Origin of the sequence: Bradyrhizobium sp. SZCCHNS3016 (genome assembly GCF_032484535.1) — a bacterium.
Classification (GTDB): Bacteria; Pseudomonadota; Alphaproteobacteria; order Rhizobiales; family Xanthobacteraceae; genus Bradyrhizobium.
Genome location: NZ_JAUETE010000019.1, coordinates 69,808 through 95,449 on the forward strand (window position 1 = coordinate 69,808; position 25,642 = coordinate 95,449).

Annotated in this window: 20 protein-coding genes; 9 read left to right on the forward strand and 11 right to left on the reverse strand. The window is 66.1% G+C overall.

The genetic code is table 11. The features are described from left to right. Genes QW881_RS28625 through QW881_RS28650 form a run of 6 tightly spaced genes read left to right on the forward strand, consistent with a single transcriptional unit; the run spans window position 1 to window position 6,016 of the window. On the forward strand, window positions 1-882 hold the full coding sequence (locus QW881_RS28625) for a MoxR family ATPase (RefSeq protein WP_315758242.1): 882 nt from the start codon (window positions 1-3) through the stop codon (window positions 880-882). Next, window positions 879-1,997: a VWA domain-containing protein gene (locus QW881_RS28630; protein WP_315758241.1), complete on the forward strand. Its 1,119-nt coding sequence runs from the start codon at window positions 879-881 to the stop codon at window positions 1,995-1,997. Before QW881_RS28625 ends, QW881_RS28630 begins: the two co-directional genes overlap by 4 nt. After that, window positions 1,994-2,881 (forward strand): amidohydrolase family protein, encoded by an 888-nt coding sequence (locus QW881_RS28635; RefSeq protein WP_315758240.1) that lies wholly within the window; start codon window positions 1,994-1,996, stop codon window positions 2,879-2,881. Before QW881_RS28630 ends, QW881_RS28635 begins: the two co-directional genes overlap by 4 nt. Window positions 2,882-2,920: 39 nt before the next feature. After that, entirely contained in the window at window positions 2,921-3,769 is an 849-nt protein-coding gene (locus QW881_RS28640; RefSeq protein ID WP_315758239.1) for an MBL fold metallo-hydrolase, read from the forward strand. Between the two features lie 18 nt (window positions 3,770-3,787). Beyond that, window positions 3,788-5,386, forward strand: a complete 1,599-nt coding sequence (locus tag QW881_RS28645; protein WP_315758238.1) for an isochorismatase family protein — start codon at window positions 3,788-3,790, stop codon at window positions 5,384-5,386. A 3-nt stretch (window positions 5,387-5,389) separates the two neighbouring features. Then, the gene (locus QW881_RS28650) at window positions 5,390-6,016 is read left to right on the forward strand and encodes an NAD(P)H-dependent oxidoreductase (RefSeq protein ID WP_315758237.1); all 627 of its coding nucleotides are present in this window, start codon (window positions 5,390-5,392) and stop codon (window positions 6,014-6,016) included. A 105-nt stretch (window positions 6,017-6,121) separates the two neighbouring features. Here the strand turns inward: QW881_RS28650 and QW881_RS28655 are convergent, their stop codons facing one another. The 7 genes from QW881_RS28655 to QW881_RS28685 are packed head-to-tail and all read right to left on the reverse strand — an operon-like array spanning window position 6,122 to window position 15,043. Further along, entirely contained in the window at window positions 6,122-7,120 is a 999-nt protein-coding gene (locus tag QW881_RS28655) for an FAD:protein FMN transferase (RefSeq protein ID WP_315758236.1), read from the reverse strand. Next, window positions 7,117-7,674 carry a nitrous oxide reductase accessory protein NosL gene (locus tag QW881_RS28660; protein WP_316159146.1) on the reverse strand — a complete coding sequence of 186 codons (558 nt, stop codon included), beginning with the start codon at window positions 7,672-7,674 and terminating at the stop codon, window positions 7,117-7,119. Before QW881_RS28660 ends, QW881_RS28655 begins: the two co-directional genes overlap by 4 nt. Further along, window positions 7,671-8,501: an ABC transporter permease gene (locus tag QW881_RS28665; RefSeq protein WP_315739548.1), complete on the reverse strand. Its 831-nt coding sequence runs from the start codon at window positions 8,499-8,501 to the stop codon at window positions 7,671-7,673. Before QW881_RS28665 ends, QW881_RS28660 begins: the two co-directional genes overlap by 4 nt. Continuing rightward, window positions 8,498-9,418 carry an ABC transporter ATP-binding protein gene (locus QW881_RS28670; RefSeq protein ID WP_316159147.1) on the reverse strand — a complete coding sequence of 307 codons (921 nt, stop codon included), beginning with the start codon at window positions 9,416-9,418 and terminating at the stop codon, window positions 8,498-8,500. Before QW881_RS28670 ends, QW881_RS28665 begins: the two co-directional genes overlap by 4 nt. Further along, complete coding sequence (locus QW881_RS28675; protein WP_316159148.1) at window positions 9,415-10,803, reverse strand: nitrous oxide reductase family maturation protein NosD; 1,389 nt, start codon at window positions 10,801-10,803, stop codon at window positions 9,415-9,417. Before QW881_RS28675 ends, QW881_RS28670 begins: the two co-directional genes overlap by 4 nt. Before the next feature lie 3 nt (window positions 10,804-10,806). Beyond that, window positions 10,807-12,732 (reverse strand): TAT-dependent nitrous-oxide reductase, encoded by a 1,926-nt coding sequence (gene nosZ, locus QW881_RS28680; protein ID WP_315739552.1) that lies wholly within the window; start codon window positions 12,730-12,732, stop codon window positions 10,807-10,809. A 10-nt stretch (window positions 12,733-12,742) separates the two neighbouring features. Continuing rightward, window positions 12,743-15,043: a 4Fe-4S binding protein gene (locus QW881_RS28685; RefSeq protein ID WP_315758229.1), complete on the reverse strand. Its 2,301-nt coding sequence runs from the start codon at window positions 15,041-15,043 to the stop codon at window positions 12,743-12,745. Window positions 15,044-15,252: 209 nt separating this feature from the next. Here QW881_RS28685 and QW881_RS28690 point away from each other — a divergent pair, with 209 nt between their 5' ends. After that, complete coding sequence (locus QW881_RS28690; RefSeq protein ID WP_315758228.1) at window positions 15,253-16,122, forward strand: ferritin family protein; 870 nt, start codon at window positions 15,253-15,255, stop codon at window positions 16,120-16,122. A gap of 70 nt (window positions 16,123-16,192) precedes the next feature. On the opposite strand, the gene QW881_RS28695 is transcribed toward QW881_RS28690, so the two are convergent. The 4 genes from QW881_RS28695 to gspD all read right to left on the reverse strand — a co-directional run bounded on the left by QW881_RS28695 (window position 16,193) and on the right by gspD (window position 22,511). Continuing rightward, window positions 16,193-17,311 (reverse strand): hypothetical protein, encoded by a 1,119-nt coding sequence (locus tag QW881_RS28695; RefSeq protein ID WP_316159149.1) that lies wholly within the window; start codon window positions 17,309-17,311, stop codon window positions 16,193-16,195. Between the two features lie 230 nt (window positions 17,312-17,541). Next, window positions 17,542-19,419: an alkaline phosphatase family protein gene (locus QW881_RS28700; RefSeq protein ID WP_316159150.1), complete on the reverse strand. Its 1,878-nt coding sequence runs from the start codon at window positions 19,417-19,419 to the stop codon at window positions 17,542-17,544. Between the two features lie 268 nt (window positions 19,420-19,687). Further along, window positions 19,688-20,236: a tetratricopeptide repeat protein gene (locus QW881_RS28705; RefSeq protein ID WP_315758224.1), complete on the reverse strand. Its 549-nt coding sequence runs from the start codon at window positions 20,234-20,236 to the stop codon at window positions 19,688-19,690. Beyond that, complete coding sequence (gspD, locus tag QW881_RS28710; protein ID WP_316159151.1) at window positions 20,208-22,511, reverse strand: type II secretion system secretin GspD; 2,304 nt, start codon at window positions 22,509-22,511, stop codon at window positions 20,208-20,210. Before gspD ends, QW881_RS28705 begins: the two co-directional genes overlap by 29 nt. A gap of 253 nt (window positions 22,512-22,764) precedes the next feature. On the opposite strand from gspD, the gene QW881_RS28715 reads away from it, so the two are divergent. Together QW881_RS28715 and QW881_RS28720 are read left to right on the forward strand one after the other, a co-directional pair. Then, window positions 22,765-24,420, forward strand: a complete 1,656-nt coding sequence (locus tag QW881_RS28715; RefSeq protein WP_315758222.1) for a GspE/PulE family protein — start codon at window positions 22,765-22,767, stop codon at window positions 24,418-24,420. A gap of 8 nt (window positions 24,421-24,428) precedes the next feature. Beyond that, a complete protein-coding gene (locus QW881_RS28720; protein WP_315739561.1) occupies window positions 24,429-25,640 on the forward strand; it encodes a type II secretion system F family protein in 1,212 nt (403 codons plus the stop codon). The last annotated feature ends 2 nt before the right edge of the window (window positions 25,641-25,642 follow it).

Consider the following 25,642-nt stretch of genomic DNA (forward strand, 5'->3'; position numbering starts at 1 on the left):
ATGGTGGTTCGCAGCAACATCGTCGGCATCGACTCGCCGCAGGCGCTTGAGAAGGCGCTGCGTGCGGCCTATTACCTCGCCGATGACGGGCTTTCGACCGCGGCCTATCTGGCGCTCGCGCTCGGCAAGCCGCTGCTCCTGGAGGGCGCGCCCGGCGTCGGCAAGACCGAGGCGGCGAAGGCGATTGCCGCGGTGCTCGGCCGCAAGCTGATCCGGCTGCAATGCTATGAGGGCATCGACGCGGCCGCTGCCCTCTACGAATGGAACTATCCGCGCCAGATGCTCGCGATCCGCCAGGCTGGCGAGGACAGCATCGACATCTATGGCGAGAGTTTCCTGATCGAGCGGCCGATGCTGGCCTGCCTGCGCGCGCCCGACGCCACCGTGCTGCTGATCGACGAGATCGATCGCGCCGACCAGGAGTTCGAGGCCTTCCTGCTCGAATTCCTGTCCGACTTCCAGATCTCGATCCCCGAGCGCGGCACGGTCCGCGCCGCCGAGCGGCCGATCGTGGTGCTGACCTCGAACCGGACCCGTGAGCTGCATGAAGCGCTGCGCCGCCGCTGTGTCTATCATTGGATCGACTATCCCGATGCAGAGCGCGAGGCACGGATCGTGATGATGCGCGCGTCCAGCGTGGCCGAGGCGACCGCGCGCGCCGTCGTGGCGGCGGTGGCGAAGCTCAGGCGTGAGCCGTTGAGCAAGGCGCCCGGCATTGCCGAGGCGGTCGACTGGGCCGAGGCCGCGACGCTTCTGAACCAGACCGGCGCGCGCTGGCCCGACGCCTTCCGGCGCTCGATCGGCGTAGCGCTGAAGGACGAGGAGGATCTGTCCTTCATCGCGCCTCGGCTCGATGCCCTGCTCGCGGAGGCGATGACATGAGCGAGGCGCGCCTGCCGCAGGCGACTGAGATCTTCGTGACATTCGCTGCGCTGTTGCGGCGAAACGGCTTCGCAATTGCGCCGGAGCAGACCACCGCCTTCCTCGCTGCGATCGAACTGCTGGGGCCTGTCAGCATCGAGGATATCCGCCGTGCCGGGACGGCGACCCTCGCGCCGCCTCCCGAGCGGCTCGCGACCTACAAGCTGCTGTTCGACGTCCATTTTGGTGTCGCCGAGGCGACGGCCTTCAGCGAGAGCGACAGGCAGGACGATGTCGTGCGGCTGCAGGAGGAGGGCGACAGCGCCGTCGATCCCGACATTGCGCAGGACCAGAACGAGTCCGGTCTGGCGGCAACGCGCGCGGAGGCGTTGGTTGCGCGTCGGTTGAGTGCGACCACGGGAGGCGGTCCGCTGCAGCTTCTGGCGCGTCAGGCGCGTGCGAAGCTACCGAAGCGGCGAGGCCATCGGCGCATGCGCGCGCGGCGCGGCAGTTTCGTCGACCTGCGCCGAACCTTGCGTGAAAGCGTGCGGCGCGATGGCGAGGTGCTGTCGCTGCGGCGCTTGAGGCGCCGGCCGCGGCTGCGCCGGCTGCTGCTGTTGATCGACGTCTCCGGCTCGATGAAGGCTCGGACCGAGGACAACATGCGGCTCGCTCATGTGTTGGTCCAGGCGGTGCCGCAGGCCGAGGTGTTCACCTTGGGCACGCGGCTGACGCGGGTCACGCGGCCGTTGCGGCTGAAGCGGCGCGAGCAGGCGCTGCTGGCGGCTTCGCATCTCGTCAGCGACTGGGACGGCGGCACGCGCATCGGCGAGGCGCTGCAGGCCTTCCTCGCCGTGCCGCGATTCTCGATCTATGCGCGGGGCGCGGCGGTTCTGGTGATCTCGGACGGGCTGGAGCGGGGTGACCATCAAGTGCTCCGCGAAGCCGTGTGGAAACTGTCGCTGCGCGCCTGGCGCCTGAGCTGGCTGACGCCGTTGGCGACTGGGCCGGGCTTCAGGCCGCGGACGGAAGCGCTGCAGGCCATTGCGCCACTTGTCGATGACATGGTGCCGGGCGGCTCGGACGAGGCCATCGTCGCGCATGTGTTGTCGCTGGCGCAGAGGAGGGCGGCATGACCGGCTATGTCGATGCGCATCATCACATCTGGCGCCAGGCCGACCTGCCCTGGCTGGTCGGCCCGATGCAGCCGCGGATCTTCGGGCCCTATGAGCCGATCCGGCGCGACTACCCGATCGAGGAATATCTCGGGGACATCGCCGGCAGCGGCGTGACGCAATCGGTCTACGTCCAGACGAACTGGACCAAGGACGGCTTCGAGGAGGAGGCCGCGTGGGTGCAGCGCACCGCCGATCAGCACGGCTATCCGCATGCCATCGTCGCCTATGCCGATCTCGCCGTTGATGACGCGCGGCCGCAATTCGATCGGCTCGCGCGTTATCCGCTGGTGCGCGGCGTTCGCATGCAGCTGCACTGGCATGAGAATCCGTTGTACCGGTTCGCGGAATCGCCCGATCTCTGCAGTCAACGGAATGTCCGCGCCAACATGGCGCGGCTGGCCGACTACGGCTGGTCGTTCGACCTGCAGGTGTTTGCCGGGCAAATGGCCGGCGCCGCGGCGCTGGCCGAGAGCTGTCCGGCCGTCACCTTCGTCCTCCAGCACGCCGGCATGCTGGAGGACCGGTCGCCGGCGGGACGCGAGCAATGGCGCGCCGGCATGCATAAGCTTGCGGCCTGCCGCAATGTCGTCAGCAAGCTCTCGGGCCTTGGCACCTTCATCCGCCGCAACGATCCCGCTGATGTCGCCGATGTCGTACGCGAGACCTTCGCTATCTTCGGCCCCGAGCGCTGCCTGTTCGGCTCGAACTTTCCGATCGAGAAGCTCTGGACCGACTATCGCACACTGGTGGCAGCCTATGAGGCTGCCATCCACGGCCTCGACAAGCGTACACGTGCGCAGGTCATGGGAGAGACGGCGCGCCGCGTCTATCGGCTGGGATGATACCGCCTGCAACGACAACAAAAGCAACCGGGAACGCTCATGGCGCTGGAAATCAAGATTCTCGACTATGGTGATATCGAGCTCGAATCGAGCTTCCTCGTGCTGGGCCGCGACTGCGGCCGCACCCGCCGGGTGCTGACGCTCGGCTTCCTGATCCTGGGCGGACCGTATCCGGTCGTGGTCGACACCGGCTACCGCTCCAACCAGATCATGGAGACGCTGGGCATGCGCGGGCTGCAGTACCATGAGAACATGATCGAGAACCAGCTGGCGCGGCATGGCGTGCGCATGGGCGACGTCCGTTATGTCTGCCACACCCATCTGCACATCGATCATGCGGGAAAGGACGATCTGTTCCCGATGAACACGACGGTCGTGCTCAACCGCCGCGAGCTCGAATATTCGGTGTCCGGGCTGATGCACCCGCAATATCCGGCGCCGGACATCAAGCACCTGATCGACCGGCTGCACACCAAGAGCGCGCTGCGCTTCCTCGATCTCGAGCTGACCGGACCTGTCGAGCTGATGCCGGGGGTCTATTGCGACGCCGCCAATGCCCACACCGAAGGCTCGATGAACATCCACGTCCACACCGCCGACGGCATCGCCACCATCTGCGGCGACGTGATCTACGACTTCAACGACCAGATCGTGACCCCGTTCAACGAGATCCAGGACGCGGAGCCGCGCACGACCGGCAATCACGGCACCTCGAAGCGCGCCGAGAAGGCGGCGATCAAGAAGCTGCTGTCGAGCTCCCGCTATCTGCTGCCGGTGCATGATCGCCCGGCCAAGATCGAGGGCGGCGTTGTGACAGGGCGGTTGCACGACCAGGTGCCGGGTCCCATCGTGCAGTCGCTGCCGCAGCGGCAATGGTTTCCGGCGTAGTCGGCGCGAGGATCGGCCATGACCCATGTGACCTTGCACCCTGAATTCGAGAGCCTGATCGACCCCTACGCACCGGTGTCCCAGGTCGCGACCGGCTTCGAGTTCACGGAAGGGCCGATCTGGCACCCGATCGAGCATTTCCTGCTGTTCTCCGATATGCCGGCCGACGTCCGCCGCCGCTGGGACGCGAAGCGCGGCGTGGTCGAGATGCGCCGGCCGTCGAACAAGTGCAACGGCATGACCTATGATGCCGACCTCAATTTGATCGTCTGCGAGCACGCGACGTCGTCGCTGGTGCGCGAGCGGCCCGATGGCCGCCGCGAGATCCTGGCCTCGCATGTCGACAACCAAGAGCTCAACAGTCCGAACGACGTCTGCGTCCACTCCAGCGGCGCGGTCTACTTCTCCGATCCCTGGTATGGCCGCATGCCGGTCTACGGCGTCGAGCGGCCGCGCCAGCTCGGCTTTCAGGGCGTGTACCGGGTGCCGCCGGGCGGCGGTCCGCCGCGGCTGCTGGTCGACCGCCATCTGTTCGATCAGCCGAACGGGCTGTGCTTCTCGCCGGACGAGGCGCTGCTCTATGTCAACGACACCGTGCAGGCGTTGATCCGCGTGTTCGACGTCGGTAGCGACGGGGCGCTGTCGAACGGGCGCGGGTTTGCCAGCGGCATCCGCTCCGAGCTGGAGCCCGGCGTGCCCGACGGCATGAAATGCGATCAGCGCGGCAATGTCTGGGTGACCGCGCCGGGCGGCGTCTGGGTCTATGCGCGCACCGGCGAGTTGCTCGGCAAGGTGCGCGTCCCGGAACTGGTCGCCAATCTCGCCTGGGGCGGCGCCGATTTTCGTACGCTCTATCTCACCGCGACGCATTCGGTCTATGCGATCGCGACCAAGGTCGGCCCGCGCCACGAGCCCTATATGAGGGCCCAGACGCGGGAGGCTGCGGCGGGCTCGTCCCCATCCAGCGCGACGTCCGCAGGCGCGCCATCGGCGCCGCTGCTGGCGTCGGGCGACATGCAGCTCGATCCGCGCCGCTGCGCGATGATCATCCAGGATCTGCAGAACGACGTCATCATGGACGGCGGCGCGTTTGCCGATTCCGGGGCTCCCGGTCACGCCAGGCAGCAGCGCGTCGTGGACAACGTCCGCCGGCTTGCCGAGGTCGCGCGCGCACGCGGTGTCGTCGTCGTCCACGTCTGGTTCGTCGTCGAGCCCGGCGCGCCCGGCGTGACCTTGAATGCGCCGCTGTTCGAGGGGCTGGTCGACAGCAAGGCGATGGTGCGTGGCAGCTGGGGGGCTGCGCCGGTCGCTGGGCTGGAGCCGCGGAGCGGGGACTTCGTCGTCGAGAAGATGCGGATGAGCGCCTGGGAGGGCACGCGGCTCGAGACCATTCTCAAGGCCACCGGGCGTGACGTCATCATCAATACGGGGGCCTGGACCAACATGTCGGTCGAGCACACCACGCGCACAGGGGCCGACAAAGGCTACTTCATGGTGGTGCCGGAGGATTGCTGCTCGACGATGAACGCGGACTGGCACAATGCGTCGATCAACTTCGCCATGCAGAACGTTGCTGTCGTGACCAGGGCCGACGCAGTGATCAGGGCGCTGGGGTGAGACATGCCCAAGCTGCTGCATCTCGTCGCCTCGCCGCGAGCAGACTCCGAATCCAGCGCCGGCGCGCACGCCTTCCTCGACCGCTTCAGGCAGGCGCGGCCGGGCTGGGACGTCGACGAGATGAATCTGTGGCGCGAGAAGCTGCCGGAGTTCGAGGGCGAGATTTTGCAGGCGAAGTATGCCCGCATGGGCGGACGCGCCTTCACCGATGGCCAGCGGGAGGCGTTCGCGGTGGCCGAGCGCATGGCGGTGCGGCTCGATCTGGCCGAGCGCGTCGTGATCTCGACGCCGATGTGGAATTTCGGCATTCCCTACAAGCTCAAGCACTGGCTGGACATCATCAATCAGCCGGGCCTCACCTTTCGCTTCGATCCGTCGCGCGGCTACCTGCCACTTCTGAAGGATCGTCCGACGCTGGTGATCCTCGCCAGCGGCGGCGACTTCACCAGCGGCATCAGCCGGGGGCGCACCGACCTCGCGACGCCCTATTTGCGCGAGGCGCTGCGCTTCATGGGGCTTCGCGATCTGCACTTCGTGGCGATCGGGCCGACCAGCGGGCCGGCCGCGCACACCGGCGTGGCGCGTGAGCGGGCGCACAGGCGGCTCGTGGAGATGGCCGCACGGTTTTGACGAGGCAGCCGCACGGCGCGCATCAGGTCCTAGTAGCAAGCGGTGCAGCCTTCGACCGGCGACCGTTATCCTCTAGCCGCGCTCTCGACTGATTCGGCCGCTAATTCAAGCGACAAGCTCGACTGTCGCTCCGGTCGCGTCGATCAGGTGGACGCGTTCGACCTCGGTGCGGGGCAGCAGGGCACGAATCTCAGGCTCCGACATCAGGCTGAAGGCGGTCGAGAGCGCGTCTGCCGCCGTTGCATTGCCGGCGACCGTGGTCACGCTGCGATAGCGCTGCGCACAGCCGCCGTCGTGCGGATCGAACAGATGATTGAAGCAGCCTCGCGGATCGAAGCGGAAGCCATAGGCGCCCGATGTCGATACGGCGCGATCGATGATCGGAAGCAGTGCAGCGGTCCGGTCGGGAATGTCCGGATCGGCGATTGCGATCTCCCAGGGCTGAGCGTCCGGCCGCGCGCCGATGGCGCGGGCTTCGCCCATGTCGACCAGGCTGTGCTGCACGCCCTCGCTGCGCAGGAGCTCGACGATCCGGTCCGTGACATAGCCCTGCGCGATGCCATTGAGGGTGAGCGCCATGCCGCGCGGCATGACGATGCGATCGCGGCTGACGCTCAGCCGCTGATGGCCGACCCGCGCCAGCGCCTCTTGCACGGCCGCTTGCGGCGGCCCGTCGGGATTGGCATGCGGGCGCGAAAAATGATCAGCATAGAGCGTCCACAGCGGCTGCACGGTCGGGTCGAAGCGGCCGTCGGTCAACGCGGCGTAGCGCTGCGAGAGCGTGAGGATGTCGACCAGCTCCGGCGCCGGTGCGACCGACACGCCGGTGCGGTTCAATGTGACCAGCGCCGAGTCCTCAAGATAAAGGCTGAACAGGCGCTCGAGTCGCCGTGCTTCGCTGATCGAGACCGTGATCACCCGCTCGGCCTCGCGCCGGTCATGGTGATGAAGCTTGATCGTGGCAACGGCGCCGAGCAACGTGCCGCGCCATTCGACGAGGCCAGCGGTGCTGCCGGCCGCCTGCCTGCCGCAGGGTGCGATCGCAAGGCCCGCCAGTGCGGCGCTGATGCGGATGAAGCGCCGACGCGAGAGCTGATTTGTCATCGTCGCACCTCAGTCGTGTCCTTGTGGCCCGGCTCGTTCGTGCCGGCGTTGTCGTCGGGGGAGCTCAGCACATAGTCGCGCGGCACATCGGTGAAGCCGACGATGCGTCCGCCGTGCTCGGCCGCGAAGCGCTCGGCGGCGCTCCGATCCGAGAACGGCACCGCCTCGTCGCTGCCCATGCCGCTTCTGAGTCGGCTGCCGATCACGAACACCGCCTTGCGGGCTTCGACCCAATTGTCGGCACCTGGATTGTCCCAGCTCGCGGCCTTGCCCATGTCGGAGACGTAGATCGCCTGGATGTCCTTGGGCTCGTCGGGCAGCATCGTGAAGGCGATGGCGTCGCGGGCCGAGGAGAACCACACCGGCTCGATCAGGCTGGCGGCGAAGATCTGTCCCTTGGGACCGGAATGCTCGAGCAGGTTCATGCCGCAATAATGCCCGATCGCCTCCGCCGTCAGCTTGATCGGCGGCGGCGGCGCGGCGGCCTGCTTGTCGTTGCAGGCGCCGAGAGCAAAGGCGGCGATGAGCGCGCAGGCGAAAGCGAGGCGTTTCATAGCTCCCTCCGTGAGAAGGCCAGCGCGGCGCCGGCGAGCGGTACCAACGTCCACAGCACCAGCGCCGCGAGCAGCGCCTGCACCGACAGCGTGCTGCTGCCGGCGAGCCCGGCCATGCCGGAGAACAGGCTGACATTGGCGAAGCCGGTCAGGTTGAAAAGCCGGTAGGCATCTGTCGGATTGAGCAGCAGCAGCGCGCTGAGCACGCCGCCGGAGACGTTGCGGCCCTGATCGATCACCAGAAGGCCGAGCAACGCCATGTCGTAGATCAGGACGAGCACGAGCCACAGGCCGATGCTGACACCCGCTGCGGTGCCGCGGTCGCGCACGACGGCGCTGACGAGATAGCCGATTGCGACGAACACCGCGCCAAGCAGAACGGAGGAGCCGATCATCGCCGCGAAGGCCGCGAGCCCGTCGCTGTCGAAGTGGCTGCCGGCGATCAGCAGCGCCACCGCGGCGGCGCCATAGCCGAGGCAGGTAGCGAAGGCGAGCACCGCGAGATGACCGAGGAACTTGCCGAGCAGCACCTGCCAGCGCGCTACGGGATAGCTGAGCAGCAGCAGCATGGTGCCGCGCTCCATGTCGCCGACGATGGCATCGTGCGAGATCAGAAGCGCGATCAGCGGGATCAGGAAGATGGTCAGGCTCGACAGGCTGACGATGACGACATCGAGCGCTCGCGCGCCGACGGTACCGGTCGGCGCGCTGCCGAGGAAGGTCAGCGACAGCGCGAGTCCGGCCAGCAGCAGGGTCGAGGCCAGCACCCAGCGATTGCGGATCGCCTGCTGGATTTCCTTCGCGGCGATGGTGATCACGCTGGTCAATGCGGGTGCTCCGCGTGGCGCAGGAAATGCGCGTAGAGCTCGTCGAGACTGGGTGGAATGAGCTCGAGATCCTGGACGGCGGTGGCGTCGGCCGTCGCCAGACGCAGCAGCTCGATCTTCTCGTCCGGCGCTGCGTCGATCTCGACGATGTGGCCGTTCACCCGGCGATAGGAAGTCGCCTCCGGCAGCCACGAGGGCCGGCCGGATGGCGGCAGGTCAGCGACCTTGACCCGGATCCGGGTCGGCAGTCGCGCGAGGCGGCGCAGTTCGTCGAGCGTGCCGTCGGCGACCTTGAGTCCCTTGTTCATGATGATGACACGGCCGGCCCGCTCCTCCAGCTCGGTCAGCGCATGCGATGACAGCAGCACCGTCGTGCCCTCGGCGGCGAGCCGCTCGATCACCTCGTAGAAGGTCTGGCGGAGCTCCGGATCGAGACCGCTGGTCGGTTCGTCGAGCAGCAGCACGCGCGGGCGGCCGATCAGCGCCTGTGCCAGCCCAAGGCGCTGGCGCATGCCCTTGGAGTAGGTGTTGACGCGGCGCTTTGCGGCATCGCCTAGTCCGACGACGTCGAGCTGCTCGAGGGCCTGTCCGACCGGCTCGCGCTTGAGCCGCGCGTAGAAGGTCTGGGTCTCGCGGCCGGTAAGGGCGGCATCGAAGGCGACGTTCTCCGGCAGATAGCCGAGCCGACGCCGCGAGGAGAACTCGCCGGCGGCTGGATTTTCACCGAGTACGGCAATGGTGCCGCGGGTGGGGCGGATCAGCCCGAGCATCATCTTCATCAGCGTCGTCTTGCCGGCGCCGTTGTGGCCGATCAGCGCCACCATCTCGCCGGCGGCGAGATCGAACGAGACGCCCCTCACGGCTTCGACCTTGCCGTAGTGCTTGATCACGTCGGCGACATGGATTGTCGCGGTCATCGGGGCCTGCTTTCTGCAGCGGCGCGGCGCGCCGGCGGCGATATCAGGGGATGGCTGTCGACGACTCCGCCGGGCAGGATCGCGGGAAACTGCGCCTGCGCCCAGCGGATCACCTGCACGGCCGGGCTGTTGATCAGGACCTTGGCGGCCGGCGCGGTCCACAATACGCGGTCGATCAGATCATTCGGCCGATAGGCGGTGTCGGCAATGCCGTCGCCGTTGAGGTCGAAGCCCGGGTTGTCGCTCCAATAATTGCCGCGGCCGTTTTTCGACCAGTCGAGATGGCGGGTGCCGACATACTTGATCTGGCTGGCATTGTTGACGAAGGCATTGCCCCTGATGTCGTTGCCCTCGGAGCCGGCGGTGAAGTGAACGCCGATCTCGCATCCTTCGAACCAGTTGTCGGTGATATGGTTGTTGTTGGTGTTGTAGATGAACACGCATTTCTCGGGACCGGGACGGGCGCCGGCGGTCGGCGTGGCCGTGCTCGCATCGGCCTGCGGCACGCCTTCGTCGGTGCCGCGGTTCTCGGCGGTGGCCCAGCGCTCTGCCGGCTGCAGCCCACCGATCACGCTGTTGCCGGAGATCTGCGAGCCATTGGCCGCGTTGAACAGCAAGCCGCGGTCGCGGTCGTGATCCGAGATGTTATCCCTCACGACGAGCGCCTTGGAGAACATCATCGCATAGCCGATGATGTTGCGGGTCGAGACGTTGCCGGAGATCTCGCTGTCGTTGGTGTACATGAAGTGGACCGCGAAGCGCAGGTCGCTGAAGCGATTGCCGCTGAAGACGTTGTTGCGGCTAGTGATGGCGAACACGCCATCGCGGCCGTACCGGAATTGGTTGTCGATCACCTTGGCGCCCGGCGCGTTCCAGACGGAGACGCCGTTGCCGGTGACGCCGCCGCGCGTCGCGCGCAGGCCGATGATGCTGTTGTGACGGACCATGGCGTTGGCTGATCCATGCAGATAGACGCCGAACAGATTGCCTTCGATGCGGTTGTTCTCGATCACTGCGTCGTGCGCGGCCTGCTCGACGAAGATGCCGGAATCCATCTGCTCCAGCGCGCGGCCGGATCCGTCGATGGCGAGGCCGCGAATGACGGTGCCCGGCGCCGCCACGGTGATGACGCTGCCCTCGCCGCCACCGCTGATCACGGCGCCCGGAGCACCAGCCAGCGTCAAGCGGTGGCTGATCCGTAGCGGTCCGCGATAGGTGCCGGTGGCGAGCGCGATCTCGTCGCCGTCGGCGGCGCGGTCGAGCAGGGCCTGCAGGTCGGTGTTGTCAGCTCCGACCTGCAGAGACGCCGCCCGGGCGTAGAAGGGCAGGCCGGCGACGACGAGCGCCGCCAGCCCCAGAGTCTTGATATGGCGCATGCGCCGCATCGCTCACGCGTTCCGCGGCGAGACCAGCATGCGTCCGCGCATTTCCATGTGCATGGCGTGGCAGAACCATGTGCAGAAATACCAGTACACGCCGGGCTTGTCGGCGATGAACGTCACCGACGAGGTCTGCTGCGGATCGATCTCCATGTTGACGCCGTAGTTGACGATGCAGAAGCCGTGCACCAGGTCCTCGACGTCGTCGATGTTGGTGACATAGACGGTCACCTCGTCGCCCTGCTTGACCTCGAACTTCTCGAGCGCGTAGGCGGGCGCGCTGGACCACATATAGACGCGCACCTTGTTGCCGTCGCGGATCACCTTGGCGTCGCTCTCCAGTGTGACGCCGTCGGCTGCGGCCTGCTTGCGGGCGTCGGCGAAGAACGGGTCGTCGCGCTTCCAGATCGAGGTCACGCGGCCTTCGAGCTTGGAGCGGTGCACGATCACGGCGTCATGCGGCTCAGCGAAGCTCGGGCCGTCATGCACCAGCTCCATCTTGTCGCCGGAGATGTCGATCAGCTGGTCGTTCTCCGGCTTGAGCGGGCCGACATTCAGGAAGCGATCCTTGGAGAACTTGTTCAGCGACAGCAGCCATTTGCCGTCGGCTTCCTTGGTCTCGCCCATCGAGGCGTGGTTGTGGCCCGGCTGATAGTGGACGTCGAGCTTCTGGATGATCGGGTTGACCTTCTCGCCCTTGAAGGCGCGCTTGGCGAGATCGAGGCTCCATTTGCAGACCTGGCTGTCAAGGAACAGCGTGGTGTAGGCATTGCCCCGGCCGTCGAAGGCGGTGTGCAGCGGCCCGAGGCCGAGCTCCGGCTCGGCCACGACGACGTCGCGCGGCTTGATCTTGTCGTCGAACAGGTTGTCGATCAGGCGGACGTCGATCACGGTGACCGTCGGCGCCAGCTTGCCATTGGCGACGACATGGATGCCGTCGGGCGCCGTGTTGAGGCCGTGCGGGCTGTTCGAGACCGGAACGTAGCGGGTGTAGGGCGATCCCTTGCGACCGTCGATGACGGGAACGCCGTTCATCTCCTTGAAGTCGCCCTTCTTGACGGCCTCCTCGATGCGCTTGATGTTGAAGATCGTCACCCAGTCCTGCTCGCTCGCGGTCATCTCGGCGAGTGTCACGCCCTTCTCGGAATTGTAGCAGGTCGCGAAGGCATATTTGCCCTGGTAGTCGCAATCGGTGTTGTCGAGATTGCCGTCGACGATCACCTGCCAGGCAACCGTCATGGTGTCGCCGTCGACGGCCGAGAACATCGACCAGTATTTCGACTTGTCGTCGAGCACCTTGCCGTCGTTCGGCAGTGGCACCTCATATTCGCCGTTGCAGAACAGGTAGCCGGTGCGCGGGAATTTCTGCGGACGCATGCCGTGGATCGTGTACTGGTTCGGCAGCTCGATGATCTTGTCGCACTTCATGACGTCGGTGCGAATGCGGGCCAGGCGGGTGTTGGCCTTGTCGTTGATGAAGACGTAGCGTCCGTCGTAGGTGCCGTTGGTGAACGACATGTGTGGGTGGTGGCAGTCGCCGTTCATCCAGATGCCAAGCCTGTCCTTGAGCCGCTCGCGCGTCTCGGGCAGCAGCCCCTCGGTCATGATCTTGCGGCTCTCGTTGGTCTGGCCCCAGCCGGTGGCGCTGCACCGGTTGAAGACGGGGATACGCATCAGCTCGCGCATCGACGGCATGCCGACGATGCGAAGCTCGCCGGTCTGGCCGCTGGAGAAGAAGACGTAGTATTCGTCGAGCTGACCCGGCGCGACCTCGGCCTTGCCCCCGCTCTGTCCAGCTCGCGCCTGCGCCGCGGCCGGTGTCGTCTCGATGCTCTTGCCGAGGCCGATGCTGCCAGCCACGCCGGCCGCGCCCAGTGCGGCGGTGCCGACGATCTGCCGGCGGCTGAGTTTCGTCTGGTCGTCGTCGTGCGCCATCGTCGTCTCCTTATGATGGATGGGTGAGATCGTTGGATTGGGCCGGCGCCGTCGTCGGCCGGCCGGCATGGGTGATCACGGTCTTCGGACCGGATTTGGCGGCGCGCATCGACGGCGATGACATCGCCTCGAACTTCTCGCGCTTGAGCCGGACCTGGATCATGTGCGGACAGCGCTGGTCGTCGTAGTAAAGCTCCTGGCAATGCATGCAGTAGATGCACTCATTGACGTTGATGTGTCCCTCGGGATGGATCGACTGCACCGGACATTCCTTGGCGCAGCGCTGGCAGGGCGAGCCGCACTCCTTCCAGCGGCGCAGCCATTCGAAGGTGCGGATGCGACCGGGAATCGCGAGCGCGGCGCCCAGCGGGCAGAGATAGCGGCAGAAGAAGCGTTCGATGAACAGGCCGATGCCGAGCAGCGCCGCGGCATACAGCACGAACGGCCAGCTGCGCGAGAATTTCAGGATGATCGCGGTCTTGAACGGCTCGACCTCCGCGACCTGCTCGGCGAGCGCGACCGAATAGAGCGACAGGCCGAACAGGCCGAGGAAGATGATGTATTTGATCGGCCACAGCCGCTCATGCAGCCCCCAGGGTACCGTGATCTGCGGCACCTTGAGCCATTTTGCCACTGTGTTGGTCAGCTCCTGCAGCGCGCCGAACGGACAGAGCCAGCCGCAGAATGGCCCGCGGCCCCAGAACAGCAGTCCAGCCGCCGTTGCCGCCCACAGGATGAAGATCAAGGGCGCCGCGAGGAAGAACTCCCAATGGAAGCCGGTCAGCAGCGCGTTGACGAAGGTGACGACGTTGACGACCGAGAGCTGGGCGTTGGCGTACCAGCCGAGCCAGACCAGCACGAACAGCAGATAGGCGCGGCGGACCCAGGTGTAGAGCCGGGGACGGCGCACCAGAACGTTCTGGAAGAAGAAGATCCCTGTGAGCGCGGCCAGCGCCAGCGCGGTGATGCCGATGGAGATCGTCTGCGAGCGCCAGATGCGCATCCATAACGGCTCCTCGGTGTCGTCGGCGACCGGTTGCGCCGTGGTCGGGGCGGGACGTGCCGTCGTCCCCTTCGCTGCCGACACAGCGGGGCGCGTCTGCTGCTTCAAGTAGGCGTCGGGCACCGTGTAGTCGACATCGAATGTCAGGAACGCCTTGTCGTGGCTTCCTGTGCTTCGTTGCACCAGGAGCTGGAGCTGCCATGGCTCGGTCGGGTCGAGCGTGAATTCGGGCGGCGTGACGAACAGTCCGATCTCGCGCAGGGCGGGCGCGCCGGCGGCGGCCAGTGCACCGAGTCGCATGTGGTTCTTGTCGCGGAACCGTGTGCTTCCGCCCTCCTGCAGCACCTCGATACGGTCGAAGATGCCGCCTCGGACATAAGCGGAGCCCTTGAACGAGTAGACGCCGTCGCCGGCGACGACGATCGCCTGCTGTCCGGGCTGCAATCGCTGCCTGAGTCGCTGATAGCCCTCGTCGCCGAGCAGGCTGCGGCCGATGGTGGGCACGCTGGCCATGGCCACATACAGATCGATGAAGGTGTCGCCGGCATCGCCGGGCTCCGGATTTTGCGCGGCCGCCGCATTGCCCGACTTGGCGAACGCGTCGTTGACGTCGCCGATGCTGAGATGCAGGCGCCGCACCGAGCCGTCGCCGAGCAGGCTGCTCCAGTCGCGGATCTCGCTCTGGTCGGGATCGACCGTCTTGGTCACGCCCGGCTGCGCTGTGGCGGCGCTCGCCGCCGAGCCGGCGCCGATGCGGCCGCTGCGGATCAGGCGCGTGGCGGCGCGCACGATGCTGTCGTGCATCACCAGGACGGTGACCGTGGCACCTGAGACGATGTCGGCCTGCGGCGCATGTTCCGCGCCTTGCGCAATCGGCATCATGTCCTTGCCGAGCAGGCCGTTGAGTGCGGCAACGATGCGTGGCTGGGGAATGCCGATCAGCACGATCGGCTCCTTGTGATCGACCAGCTTCAGCCCGGTGATGACGCCCTTGGGATCGATGCCGACGAGGATGTGGATCGGCTTGCCCGAATAGCCGACGGAATTGGCGAAATCGGAGTTGAGATAGACGTAACCCTTGAGCTGATCGCCGCGATACACCGGCATGATCGGCGGCTCGCCTTGCGGCACGCCGAAACGATCCGCATCCGGGAACAGCTCACCCGGCGTGATCTTCGAGAGGTAGGTTGCGAGATCGCCGGCCGCATGTGCTGCGCGCGGGGCCGCGATCGCGCAGAGCCCGATGAGGATTGCTACCAGGATAGCAGGCATGCGCCACCGATTGGTGGCGACATCACTCGCAACCATGATCACCTCAAGCGGAACGGCCGGCCCGCGAAGGGGCCGTATTCCAGTCAGGACTGTTTCGGGGAAGGAAGGATCGTCGCCATTGACAATCCCTGAGCAAATAGAGCCAGGCTAAATTGACTCCTTATCGTGCCGGTTGTCTAGTGGGTCGCAATCCGACGGACGTTGCGCTGGATCAAACAAGCCAGGACAATCAGGCGGACCATTATATGTTGTTGACACGCACGCTCTCGCTCAAGTCGGAACCGGCCGGGAACCTGCATTCGATCGACGAGCTGTTCGCGCTCGCCAATGCGATGGAGCAGGAGGCGGCCGATCGCTACGACGAGCTGTCCGGAGAGATGCAGCGTCAAGGCCGGCTCGATCTGGCCGCCGTCTTCGCGAGGCTGGCCGCGGCCGAGCGCGAGCATGTCGACAGTGTCGCGCAATGGTCGCAAGCACGAACGGGGCGTGCCCCCGATGCGTCGCTGGTGCGCTGGCAGCCGCCGGAGACCTTTGAGCCCGACGCGACGCGCGAAATCCAGGCCTCGCGGTTAATGACGCCGTACCGCGCGCTGTCGATGGCGGTACGCAACGAGGAGCGGGCTTTCGCGTTCTGGTCCTATCTCGCGGCATTTGCCGACGATCGCGAGGTCAAGAGGGCGTCCGAGGCCATGGCGCGAGAGGAACTCGGTCATGTCGCGACGCTGCGCAAGGAGCGGCGCCGTGCCTATCATCTTGAGACCGACGCCAGGCGCGCGGCGTCGGTGGCGTCGGACGCCGGCACGATCGACGCCGGCCGGCTGGAGCGTCGACTCGCCGAGTTGCTCGACGCGATGGCTGCGCGCGCCGCTGGCCGCCCGGCGGATCGCGTGCGCGAGCTTGCACAGGAAGCCTCGGAAATGGCATCGGAGGTTGCGGACCTGTTGCGCCTGCCGGCTGGGCTCGCGCAAGCCGATGCAGCCGTGCTGGCGGAGGCGCTCGCGGACGCGTATCTGGAGCATGCGGAGCGAGCGACCGAACCGGACCGGCTCGATCTGATGCAGCGGCTGGCGTCGCAGGCGATCGCCCGGCTGGCCTGGCTGCGGTCGCTCGGTTGAGTCCGACTTCAGAACTCGGCGAAAGACAAGGGTCGCCCAGCCAAGCTGGACGACCCGATCATCATGAGGCTCAGTTGCGGGTCGGCGCCGGCACGGCGGTGCGGTTCGCCGGCACCGTGACGGGCTGGAAGGAAAACACGTCGCGGCTGCGCGGATCGACGGTCACCTTGACCCAGCGCACGTCGTTGTTGCCGTTGCCCTGATTGTCGCCGAACGTTTCGACACGAACGAAGTTCTCCAGCCGCTGGCCGGCACTGTTGAGGAACGGCTGGTCGATCCGGAAGTAGTGCGAATCGCCATGGACGTAGGCGACCGGCCTGCGGAACGTCTCGACCTCAGTGCGCAACGCGGTCAGGAAGCTGATGAAGCCGTCCGGCTGCCCGTCCGTCTCGGCGAGCGTCTTGGGATCGCGCAGCGGCGCGCGCGTGGGATCGGCCTGGTCCCAGCCCGGGTTGCCCTGGGTGATGAACATCACCGCAGCGGAATGGCGCTTCTTGGCCTCTGCGAAGGTCTGCTGCATCCAGAGAATCACGGCTGCGTTGCGCGCGTTGTATTCGTCCGGATCGGGATTGGTGTCGCAGAGATTGTTGCAGGAGCCCTGGATGTTCAGCGTCGCATAGGTCACGCGGCCGACGGTCCAGCGGCGATTCTCGACGCAGCCGACCTTGGTGCCGTTGGCGCTGAGACACAGTGGATCGGTCTGCACCTCCTGGCGCAGCTTGCGTTGGCCGAGCGAGAACGGCGTCGAGAAGAACACCTTGCGCTCGTAGTCGAGCCGGTCGCGCGAGTTGAAGCCGCCATTCGAGGGGCGATCGCAATCGACCCAGTCGTTGTCGCCGGGCGTGAACATGGCCGGCGCCTCGAGGCTGTCGAAGAAGGCGAGCGCCTGGGCGTAGAGGCCGGCGTCGCAGGCGGAATTGGAGCCCTGCTTCAGGTCGCCGTCATGCGCGGTGAATTTCAGCCGGTGGGCGTTCATGTCCGCGATCAGGTTCGGGACGCCGACGGTGGCCTGCAGCGTGGAATAAGGTAGGTCGCCCCACAGACCGATGGCGTAGCTGTCGTCATCGTCGTCGAAGCCGTGATCGTGCGCGAGGCTTGGCGCGGCAGCGGCGAACGCGAGCAACAACATCGTGACAGACAATGTGAGCAGTTCGTGAAAGGCAGATTTGAAAGATGGTCGAAGTGACATTCTGCAAGATCCCCCAAGACCTCGGTTGCACCGCGCCGCTTCATTCAAGCGGCGGCGGGACGATGCGGAGGGTCGATAACGGGGGCGTGACGATCGGCTGACAATCCGCTGACGGCGTCACGATGTTGCAATTCGGTGCACCATCAATGTCGTCCGCCGCGGACAATGCACAGAAGGCCCGCCGCAACGTGTGCGGCGGGCTGTTCTTGACAGCGGCAGACTCCCGTCGATCAGCGGTCGTCGCCGTATCCGTGCTCACCGTGGTCGTGATGATGCCAGCCGCCGTCGTGATCGTGATCGCCATCGTTATCGCCGAAGGCGAACAGGTTCATCAGGTCGCCGATCGCCGGACGGTTCTTCGGCACGTAGCGGTTGTCGTCCCGATCATGAATCGGGTTGGGCAGACGGTCGCGGCTGACGGCGGAGACCGTGGGCAGCCGCCAGTTGCGCTCGATGAATTTCAGCAGGGAGACGTGGTCGTAGTAAGTGTGATCGACATGGCCCTTCTTGGCCAGCGGCGAGACCAGGATAAAGGGAATGCGGGTGCCGTCGCCGAGGAAGTCCACCGGCTGGACATAGCCGGAGTCGTAGTAGCCACCGCCCTCGTCCGTCGTGATGAAGATCGCAGTCTTGGCCCAGAGCTGGGGGTTGGCCTTGACGCGATTGATCAGTGCCTCGAGGAATTTTTCGTAGAGGTCGGTGGTCGAATCGGCGGGATGCCCGGCGAGCGCCTCGAACGGACGCACGAACGACACTGCGGGCAGCGTGTTGTTCTGCACGTCCTTAACGAATGCGCCGTAGTTCTGCAGCTTGGCTTCCTCCGTCGGAGTCGTCATGATCTTGTTGAAGCCGGTGAGCGGGTCGCAGATGCCGCAATAGGAGTGGAACAGCAGCGGCACGCCGTCGACGCTCTTGGCGAAGGTGGTGGCGTCGTCGCCGCGATCGGCGCTGTAGTACTTCCAGGACACGCCCTTCGCGGTCATCACGTCAGCGATGGTCGGCGCACTCTGCGGCGGCAGAACGAATTTGTCGGAGCCGAGCGCATTGGGCTTGGCGCTGCTCTGGTTCCAGTACATGCTGTAGTTGTTGACGAGGTAGTAGTGGTTCGGCGCGCAGCTGTTGCTGGTAACGCCGTTCTTGAAAAGCTGCTCGTTGACGGCGGCCACGCCCGGGGCGCTTGGGTCGGCGCAGTTGACGTAGGAGCCGCCGCTGTAGCCGTCCTGCTTGTAGTAGTTGTTGGTGCCGGCAACCGGATCCGGATTTTCGATCTGGTTGGCATAGGGCACAGCCGGGGCGCCGTTCAGCGTCTCGGGATTGGTGAAGAACGCGGCGTGGCCGGTCACGAGGGCCTGGAAGTTGGCGCCGGTGCCGCCCATGATGGCCTGATGATAATTGTCGCTGATCGCATATTCGTCGGCGAGCTGCTTGAAGAACGGCGCGTCACCGGGCTGGGCCTTGCCGGAGGCATCGGTGAACGGGTTCATGTTGTAGAAGCCCATCGAGATGGCGCCTTCCATCGGGTTGAACCCGCCGGCCGGATAGGGCTGTCCGTTCGAGCCGGTGCCGATGGTCTGCTCGACCCACACGAACTTGTCGTGCTTGCCGCCGTCGATGTCCTGCCACATCTGGAAGAAGCGGTGCACCGGATCGCCGGTATAGGCGGCGTAGGAGACGTATTTCGAAATCTGATACGGACCATTGGGAAGATTGGCCGGGAAGCGGGTGTCGAGGACGTTCTGCGGCAGGCCGATTCCATATGTGGTGTATGGCTGCGGCAGCGTTGCGTAGGCGCCGGTGGACGCCGTCTCGGCACTGTAGCGAGCCTCGTCGCGACCGATCCGCTGTTCCGCCTTCTTGAAATGCCGGCCCGGCGTGCCGTCCTCGTTGACGATGCCCTTGCTGAGCAGATTGTCGATGGCCTGACCAGCCTTCGGCTTGTAGGTGCCGAACAGGTTGTCGAAGGTGTGGTTCTCACCGACGATGATGATGACGTGCTCGATCGGGGTGCTGGTCGCCGCGCCGGCGAAGGCTGGTGCGATGCTGGTCGCGGTGAAGACGGCGGTGGTCGCAAGGGCGAGCGCCTTGGACCGCGTGACTGTTCTGGTCATGACATCTCCGGACGGAGTGGGGTGGTGGCGCGCGCTTACGAATGGCTGCTCGCCTGCGGCAATTTATCGCGGCAACAAATTGCAACGTGGTGTCGGTCTTGCTTCGGTTTTGTGAAATGCGCGCGAGACGCGCGTTTGCGTAGATGCAGGAGACGCACGGCGCAGCATCGTGCAGGCCCGGCATCACATGCCGGCGGGCCTTCACCCATCGCCGCAGGAAGCCGGCTCGCTCTGAACTCTGAAGAAGATCGCCGATCGGCGATGCCGGTCAGAGCTGGCCCGGGACCCAGTCCAGCGCGAGGGCCTGGCCTTGGGCGATCTGGCTGGCCGACATCTTCGAGGCCACGGCGTTGCGAAGCCGCAGGAAGTAGCTGCGCTGGATCGACTTGGCATGTCCGGTAGCAAGGTTCAGCCATTTGTAGGCGAGCACGACGTTCTGTGGAACGCCATGACCCTTGTCGTACATCAGGCCGAGCATCGCTTGGCCGAACGGATTGCCGGCTGCGGCGGCCTGGCAATAGAGATCGCTGGCGACCTCGTAGGCCTGCGGGGTTCCAAAGCCGTTTTCATACATGAAGCCGAGCATCGCCTGAGCGCGTGGATCGCCGCGCAGGGCAGGCGGGGTCAGCACGCGCACGGCGCGGACGAAGTCGCCGCGCGCATAGGCGATGCGTGCGGTGCTGACCGAATCGGCGCGAACGGGCGAGGCCAGTGCTCCCAGCAGCAGGATGGCTGCGGTGCAGGCGATGGCGAGGCGCCCCATCGTCGGCCGGATCACTTGGCTGGGGTCAACGGGTGGTGCGGACACGCAAATCATCCGTGATGCTCGCTCCGACTGATCCGCGGAGCTTGGAACGGAGTTCTTCTGCCACCTGATGCGCATCGCTGCCGTCGCGAATGATCTGCGGCCGGATGAAGATGATGAGCTCGGTGCGCGTGCCCTTCTTGCCCTGATGCGAGAACGCGTCGCCAAGAACCGGAATCTCGTCGAAGCCCGGAATGCCGTTGCGATTGCCGGTCTGCTGCTCGCTGATCAGGCCCGCCAGCAGCACGGTCTGGCCGTTGGCGACGGAGATGGCGCTCTTGACCTTGCGCTGCGACACCGTCGGCGTGAGACTCGCCGCCGTCTGGGCCGCGACGTTGCTGATCTCCTGCTCGACCTCGAGCCGCACATTGCCGTTGGCGGCGATCCGCGGCACGACGCGCAGGATGATGCCGGTGTTGCGATAGTCGATGGTGTTGACCACCGTGTTGCTCGACGACAGTACGGTCGCGCTGCCGGTCGATACCGGCACGACGTCGCCGACCTGCAGGGTGGCGGTCTGGTTGTTGATCACGACCAGCGAGGGATTGGAGAGCACCTTGACGCTGGTGACAGTATGGAGTGCGTCGAGGATCATGTTGGGCGAGGCTTCGTGCCCGATCAGGAAGTTGAAGCCGGGCAGAGCGCGGTTGATCAAGGCCGTCGTCGCCGCGGATGTCGTGGCCGTGGCCACCGACGTGGCTTGCGTATTGGTGATCGATCCTTTGTCGGTCCCGAGGCCGAGCACCTTGCTCGAAAGATAGGCCTGCACGCCGTAGGACAGCTCGTTGGTGAGCGTCACTTCGGCAATCGTGGCGTCGATCCCGACCTGCAGCACCGGCTGGTCGAGCTGCTGCAGCGTGCTGGAGATGATGCGGTAGTTCTCGCGGTCGGCATAGATGAGCAGCGAGTTGTTCACCGTGTCCGGGGTGATCCGGACATTCGGCATGATGGCCTGGCCTCCGCCAGCACCACTGCTGCGTGGCTCCAGCCCGGTCGAGGACGGCGTACTGCTGGAGGACGACGTGCTCGAAGATGACATGTTCGAGAGACCACCGCCTTGGGACCGGCTCGCCGGATTGGCGCTCGAACTCGATGAGCCGGCTGCATTGGTATTGAAGGAGAGCCGATCGGCGACCGACGTCGTCGTGCCGTCGGACCCCGGCGCGGTCTGGCCGTCGGCGCCGTCGGTGGAGGACGAGCCGGCGCCGCCGAACATGTCGGTGAGCACCTTGGCGAGCTGGCGCGCGTCGCCGTAGCGGACCCGGTAGACGTGGACGCTGGTGCGCCCGGAGTCGGCCTGATCGAGCCGGCGGATCCATGTTGCCGCGCTCTGCAGCAGCGCCGGCTTGCGCGTTACGACCATGATCGCGTTCAGGCGATTGACGACCTGTAGCTTGACCAGGCTCTGGCTCAGCCCGTTCTCGCCGGAATCCATGATCTTCTCCAGCTCCGCCATCAACGGCTCCGGCGCCGAATTGCTGACCGGGAAGATGCCGACCGACTGGCCGCGCATCCAGTCGACGTCGAAGCTCATCACTGTTTCGATCGCGGAGCGTCGCTCGGCTCCTGTGCCCTGGATCAGCAGCAGGTTTCGGGTGGTGTCGGCGCGCACGCTGCCGGCCCGGGTCGCGAAGCTGTCCATCAGCTTGAGGATCGTCTGCGCGCCGACATATTGCAGCGGCACGACGGAGACGCCGTAGCCGGGCTCGGCGCGGCCGGCCTCGCCGTCGACGCGTCCGGCGCCGATGGCGTCGCCGAGCGGAGTCAGCTTGTAGCCGCCGCCTTCGCGGACCAGCACGACGCCCGACAGGCGCAGCGCGCTCTCCAGCACGAACAGGATGTCGGATTTCGGCACCGGCCGCGCCGACACCAGGCTGACGCTGCCCTGCACGCGGGGATCGATCGCGTAGCCCGCGCCGAGGATGTCGCCGATCACGACCTTCGCGACCACTGCGATCGGCGTGTTCTCGAAATCGAGGTCATAGCCCTTGCCATCGGCCGCCGGAAGCGGCCTGACCTCGGCGACCTCCTGAACCGTGGTCCCCTGATAGGTCCGCGCGCTCGCGCGCTCGACCTCGGGGCGTCCCTGGATCGATGCGACCGGTCCATTGTCGCGCGGCAGGATATCGAGCGAGCGCACCTTGTCGATGACGTCGACATCGGCCGGCGCGCTGGCCTGGGAATTGAGCGTTGCCATGTTGCAGGACGCGAGCAGCACCGCGATGGTCAGCAACCAGGCATGTCTGACAACCGCAGCGGACTGGCTTCGATTGCCGATACGAAACATGGACTTACCGATCTACTCGTGTTGATCGGCCGAACCAGGATCGCGCCTCGTTCGACCGCGCAGCCTGCATAGCGGTCCAATGTGACACTTATGTATCTTTGCCTGATGCCGCCCGCCTTTGCGCGACATGTGTGTCGGAAATGTCCGCGCCGTCCACATTCGTACAGCCGTCATGTTCGCGATCGATAACGTCGGTCGCCAGTTGCGCCGTGCCGAGACGTAGAGCCGGCACGGGCGCCACCCGGATCACGCCATGAGCGGTACACTGTCGACCCAATTCCATGCCTATCTTCGCGAGCGCCATCCCCTGGCGGCGGGCGAAGGCGGAGCTGCGGGCGAAACGCAGATCGCGCTCTGGGACAGGTTCGGCCTGACCGCCGACGTTTTCGCGGAGGAGGTTGCCGGCTTCACCGGACTGGAGCGCGTCGCGCTGCGCGAGCTGATGGCGGCACTGCCCGCGGTGAGTGAGTTCTCCGATCGCTTCCTGCGCGAAGTGCTCGGCTATCCATACAAAGACTCTGACGGCGCCGCCGTGTTCGCGATGGCCGACCCGACCGATCAGGCGGTGCGCCGAGCCGCCGAGCTGGTGCTCGGCCCGCAGACTCTTTTCAAGGTCGCCTCGCATGAGGATATCGCCGTCGTCCTCGACCAACGACTTGGTGATTCCGACGAGGCCGAGATCTCGCCGGCGCAGGAGCTCCGCGACGACGACATCGAAAGTCTGCGCGATCTCGCGAGCGGCGCGCCGGTCGTCCGCGCGGTCAACGACCTGATCGAGAAGGCCGTCGAGATGCGCGCCAGCGACATCCACATCGAGCCGTTCTCGACCGGTCTCGTGGTCAGGCTGCGGGTCGACGGCCTGTTGCGTCCGATCGCGGCGCCTGCGGGCGTGCTGCCGCAGGCGGTGATCTCGCGCATCAAGATCGTCGCCGGTCTCAACATTGCCGAGCGGCGTCTGCCGCAGGACGGGGCCGCGCGCATTCGCGCCGGCCGAGCCGAGATCGACGTCCGTGTTGCGATCATGCCAACCCAGCACGGGGAATCGGCGGTGCTGCGCATCCTGCCGAAGGATCGCTCGCAGCTGGTGGCGAGCCGTCTCGGCCTCTCCACGTGCGACGACACCGCGCTCCGGCGCCTGATCACGCTGCCGCACGGCATGATCGTGATCACGGGGCCGACCGGCAGCGGCAAGACCACGACCCTGGCGACGATCCTGTCCATGCTCAACACGCCGGAGCGCAAGATCCTCACTGTCGAGGATCCGGTGGAATATGAGATCCCCGGCATCAATCAGTCGCAGATCAAGCCGGCGATCGGGCTGACATTTGCGAGCGCGCTGCGCTCCTTCGTGCGACAGGATCCCGACGTCATCATGGTCGGCGAGGTCAGAGACAGCGAGACGGCACATGTCGCCATCCATGCCGCGCTGACCGGCCATCTGGTGCTGACGACGCTGCACACGGAAACCGCGGCGGCTGCGGTGCCGCGCCTGCTCGACCTCGGCGTGGAAGGCTTTCTGCTGCGATCGACGCTGCGCGCGGTCATCGCACAGCGGCTGGTGCGCCAGCTCTGCGACCATTGCAAGACGCCGAAGCCTCTCGATGGCGAGGCGTGTCGCGATGACCCGCGCCTCGGTCATCTCGGCCTCGTGCCCGGCGACATCACCTGGCATCCGACGGGATGCGAGCGATGCGGTCAGAGCGGCTATCGCGGCCGGGTCGGCGTATTCGAGCTGCTCGAGCTGACCAGCAGCCTGCGCGAGCTGATCGCTGATAGTGCCGACGGTCTCGCGATCGATCGGCTGGCGATCCGGGAAGGCATGACGACGATGCTTGACGACGGCGTCGCCAAGTGCCGCGCCGGCGTCACCTCGGCCTCCGAGCTGCTTCGTGTCCTCGTGGCGCGGTGAGGTGGATCGTGCCGAGCTACCGCTATCGCGCCCTGACGCAGTCCGGTGAAATCGTCGTCGGATCTCTCGACGCGCCGTCGCGCGGCGAGGTCGAGCGGCGCATCTCCTATCTGCAGCTGCTGCCGATCGAAACCGTCGAGGAGACGAAGGAGCGGACGGGCGGTGCGTCCGGACTTTCCTTCGGCGCTCCGTCCGCGGCCGAGGTGACCACGTTCACGCGCGATCTGGCCCTGCTGCTGAAGGCCGGCGCGCGACTCGACGACGCGCTCGATCTGTTGTCCGGCGATTCCGACATCGGCCGCCTGCGTCCCGTGGTGGCGCGGCTGCGCGCGGCGATCATGGCCGGTGAAAGCTTCGCCGACGCGGCGGCTGCCCAGCCGCAGCTGTTCTCGCCGATGTATGTCGCGCTGATGCGCGTCGGGGAGGCGTCGGGAACGCTCGATCATGTGCTGACCGCGCTGGCCGGCGAACGCGAGCGTTCGGAGGCGACGCGCCGCAAATTGACCGACGCGATGCAGTATCCCGCCTTCGTGTTCCTCGCGGCGATCGGCGTAATGCTGTTCTTTCTCGTGGCCGTGCTGCCGAACTTCTCCGCCGTGCTGCGCGACTTCGGTGGCCGTGCCGATACCGCGCTCGGCTTCTTCATGACGATGTCGGATCTGCTGCGCGCCAATGCAGCTGCGATCACGCTCGGCTGTGCGGCGCTGCTTGCGGCAGGCTGGTGGCTGTTGCGTCAGCCCGCGGTTCGCGCCGGCCTGACCAGTGTGCTGGCGGTGACGCCCGGCATCGGCAGCCTCTTGCTGTTCTATCGGACCAGCCTGTTCTGTCGCAATCTCGGCCTGCTGCTCGGCTGCGGCGTCAATCTGAGCGCTGCACTGCGCATCCTCGTTGACGTGATGGCGGTGACGTCGTCGCGCGCGCCATGGTCGGCGGCGGCCGATCGCGTCCGTCACGGTGGCAAGCTGTCCCAGGCGCTGTCGGCCGACAACACGCTGCCGCCGATGGCGCTGCGCATGCTGCGGCTCGGCGAGGAAACCGGCCAGTTGCCGACGCTGTCGACCCGGATCGCCGAGTTCTACGAAGCCAAGCTGCAACGGGGACTCGACCGTGTCGTCGGCATCGTCGGTCCCGCCGCCATTCTGCTCATCAGCGTGGTCGTCGGTGGCCTGATCGTCTCGATCATGACGGCCCTGCTTTCGGTGACGCAACTGGTCGGCTGACC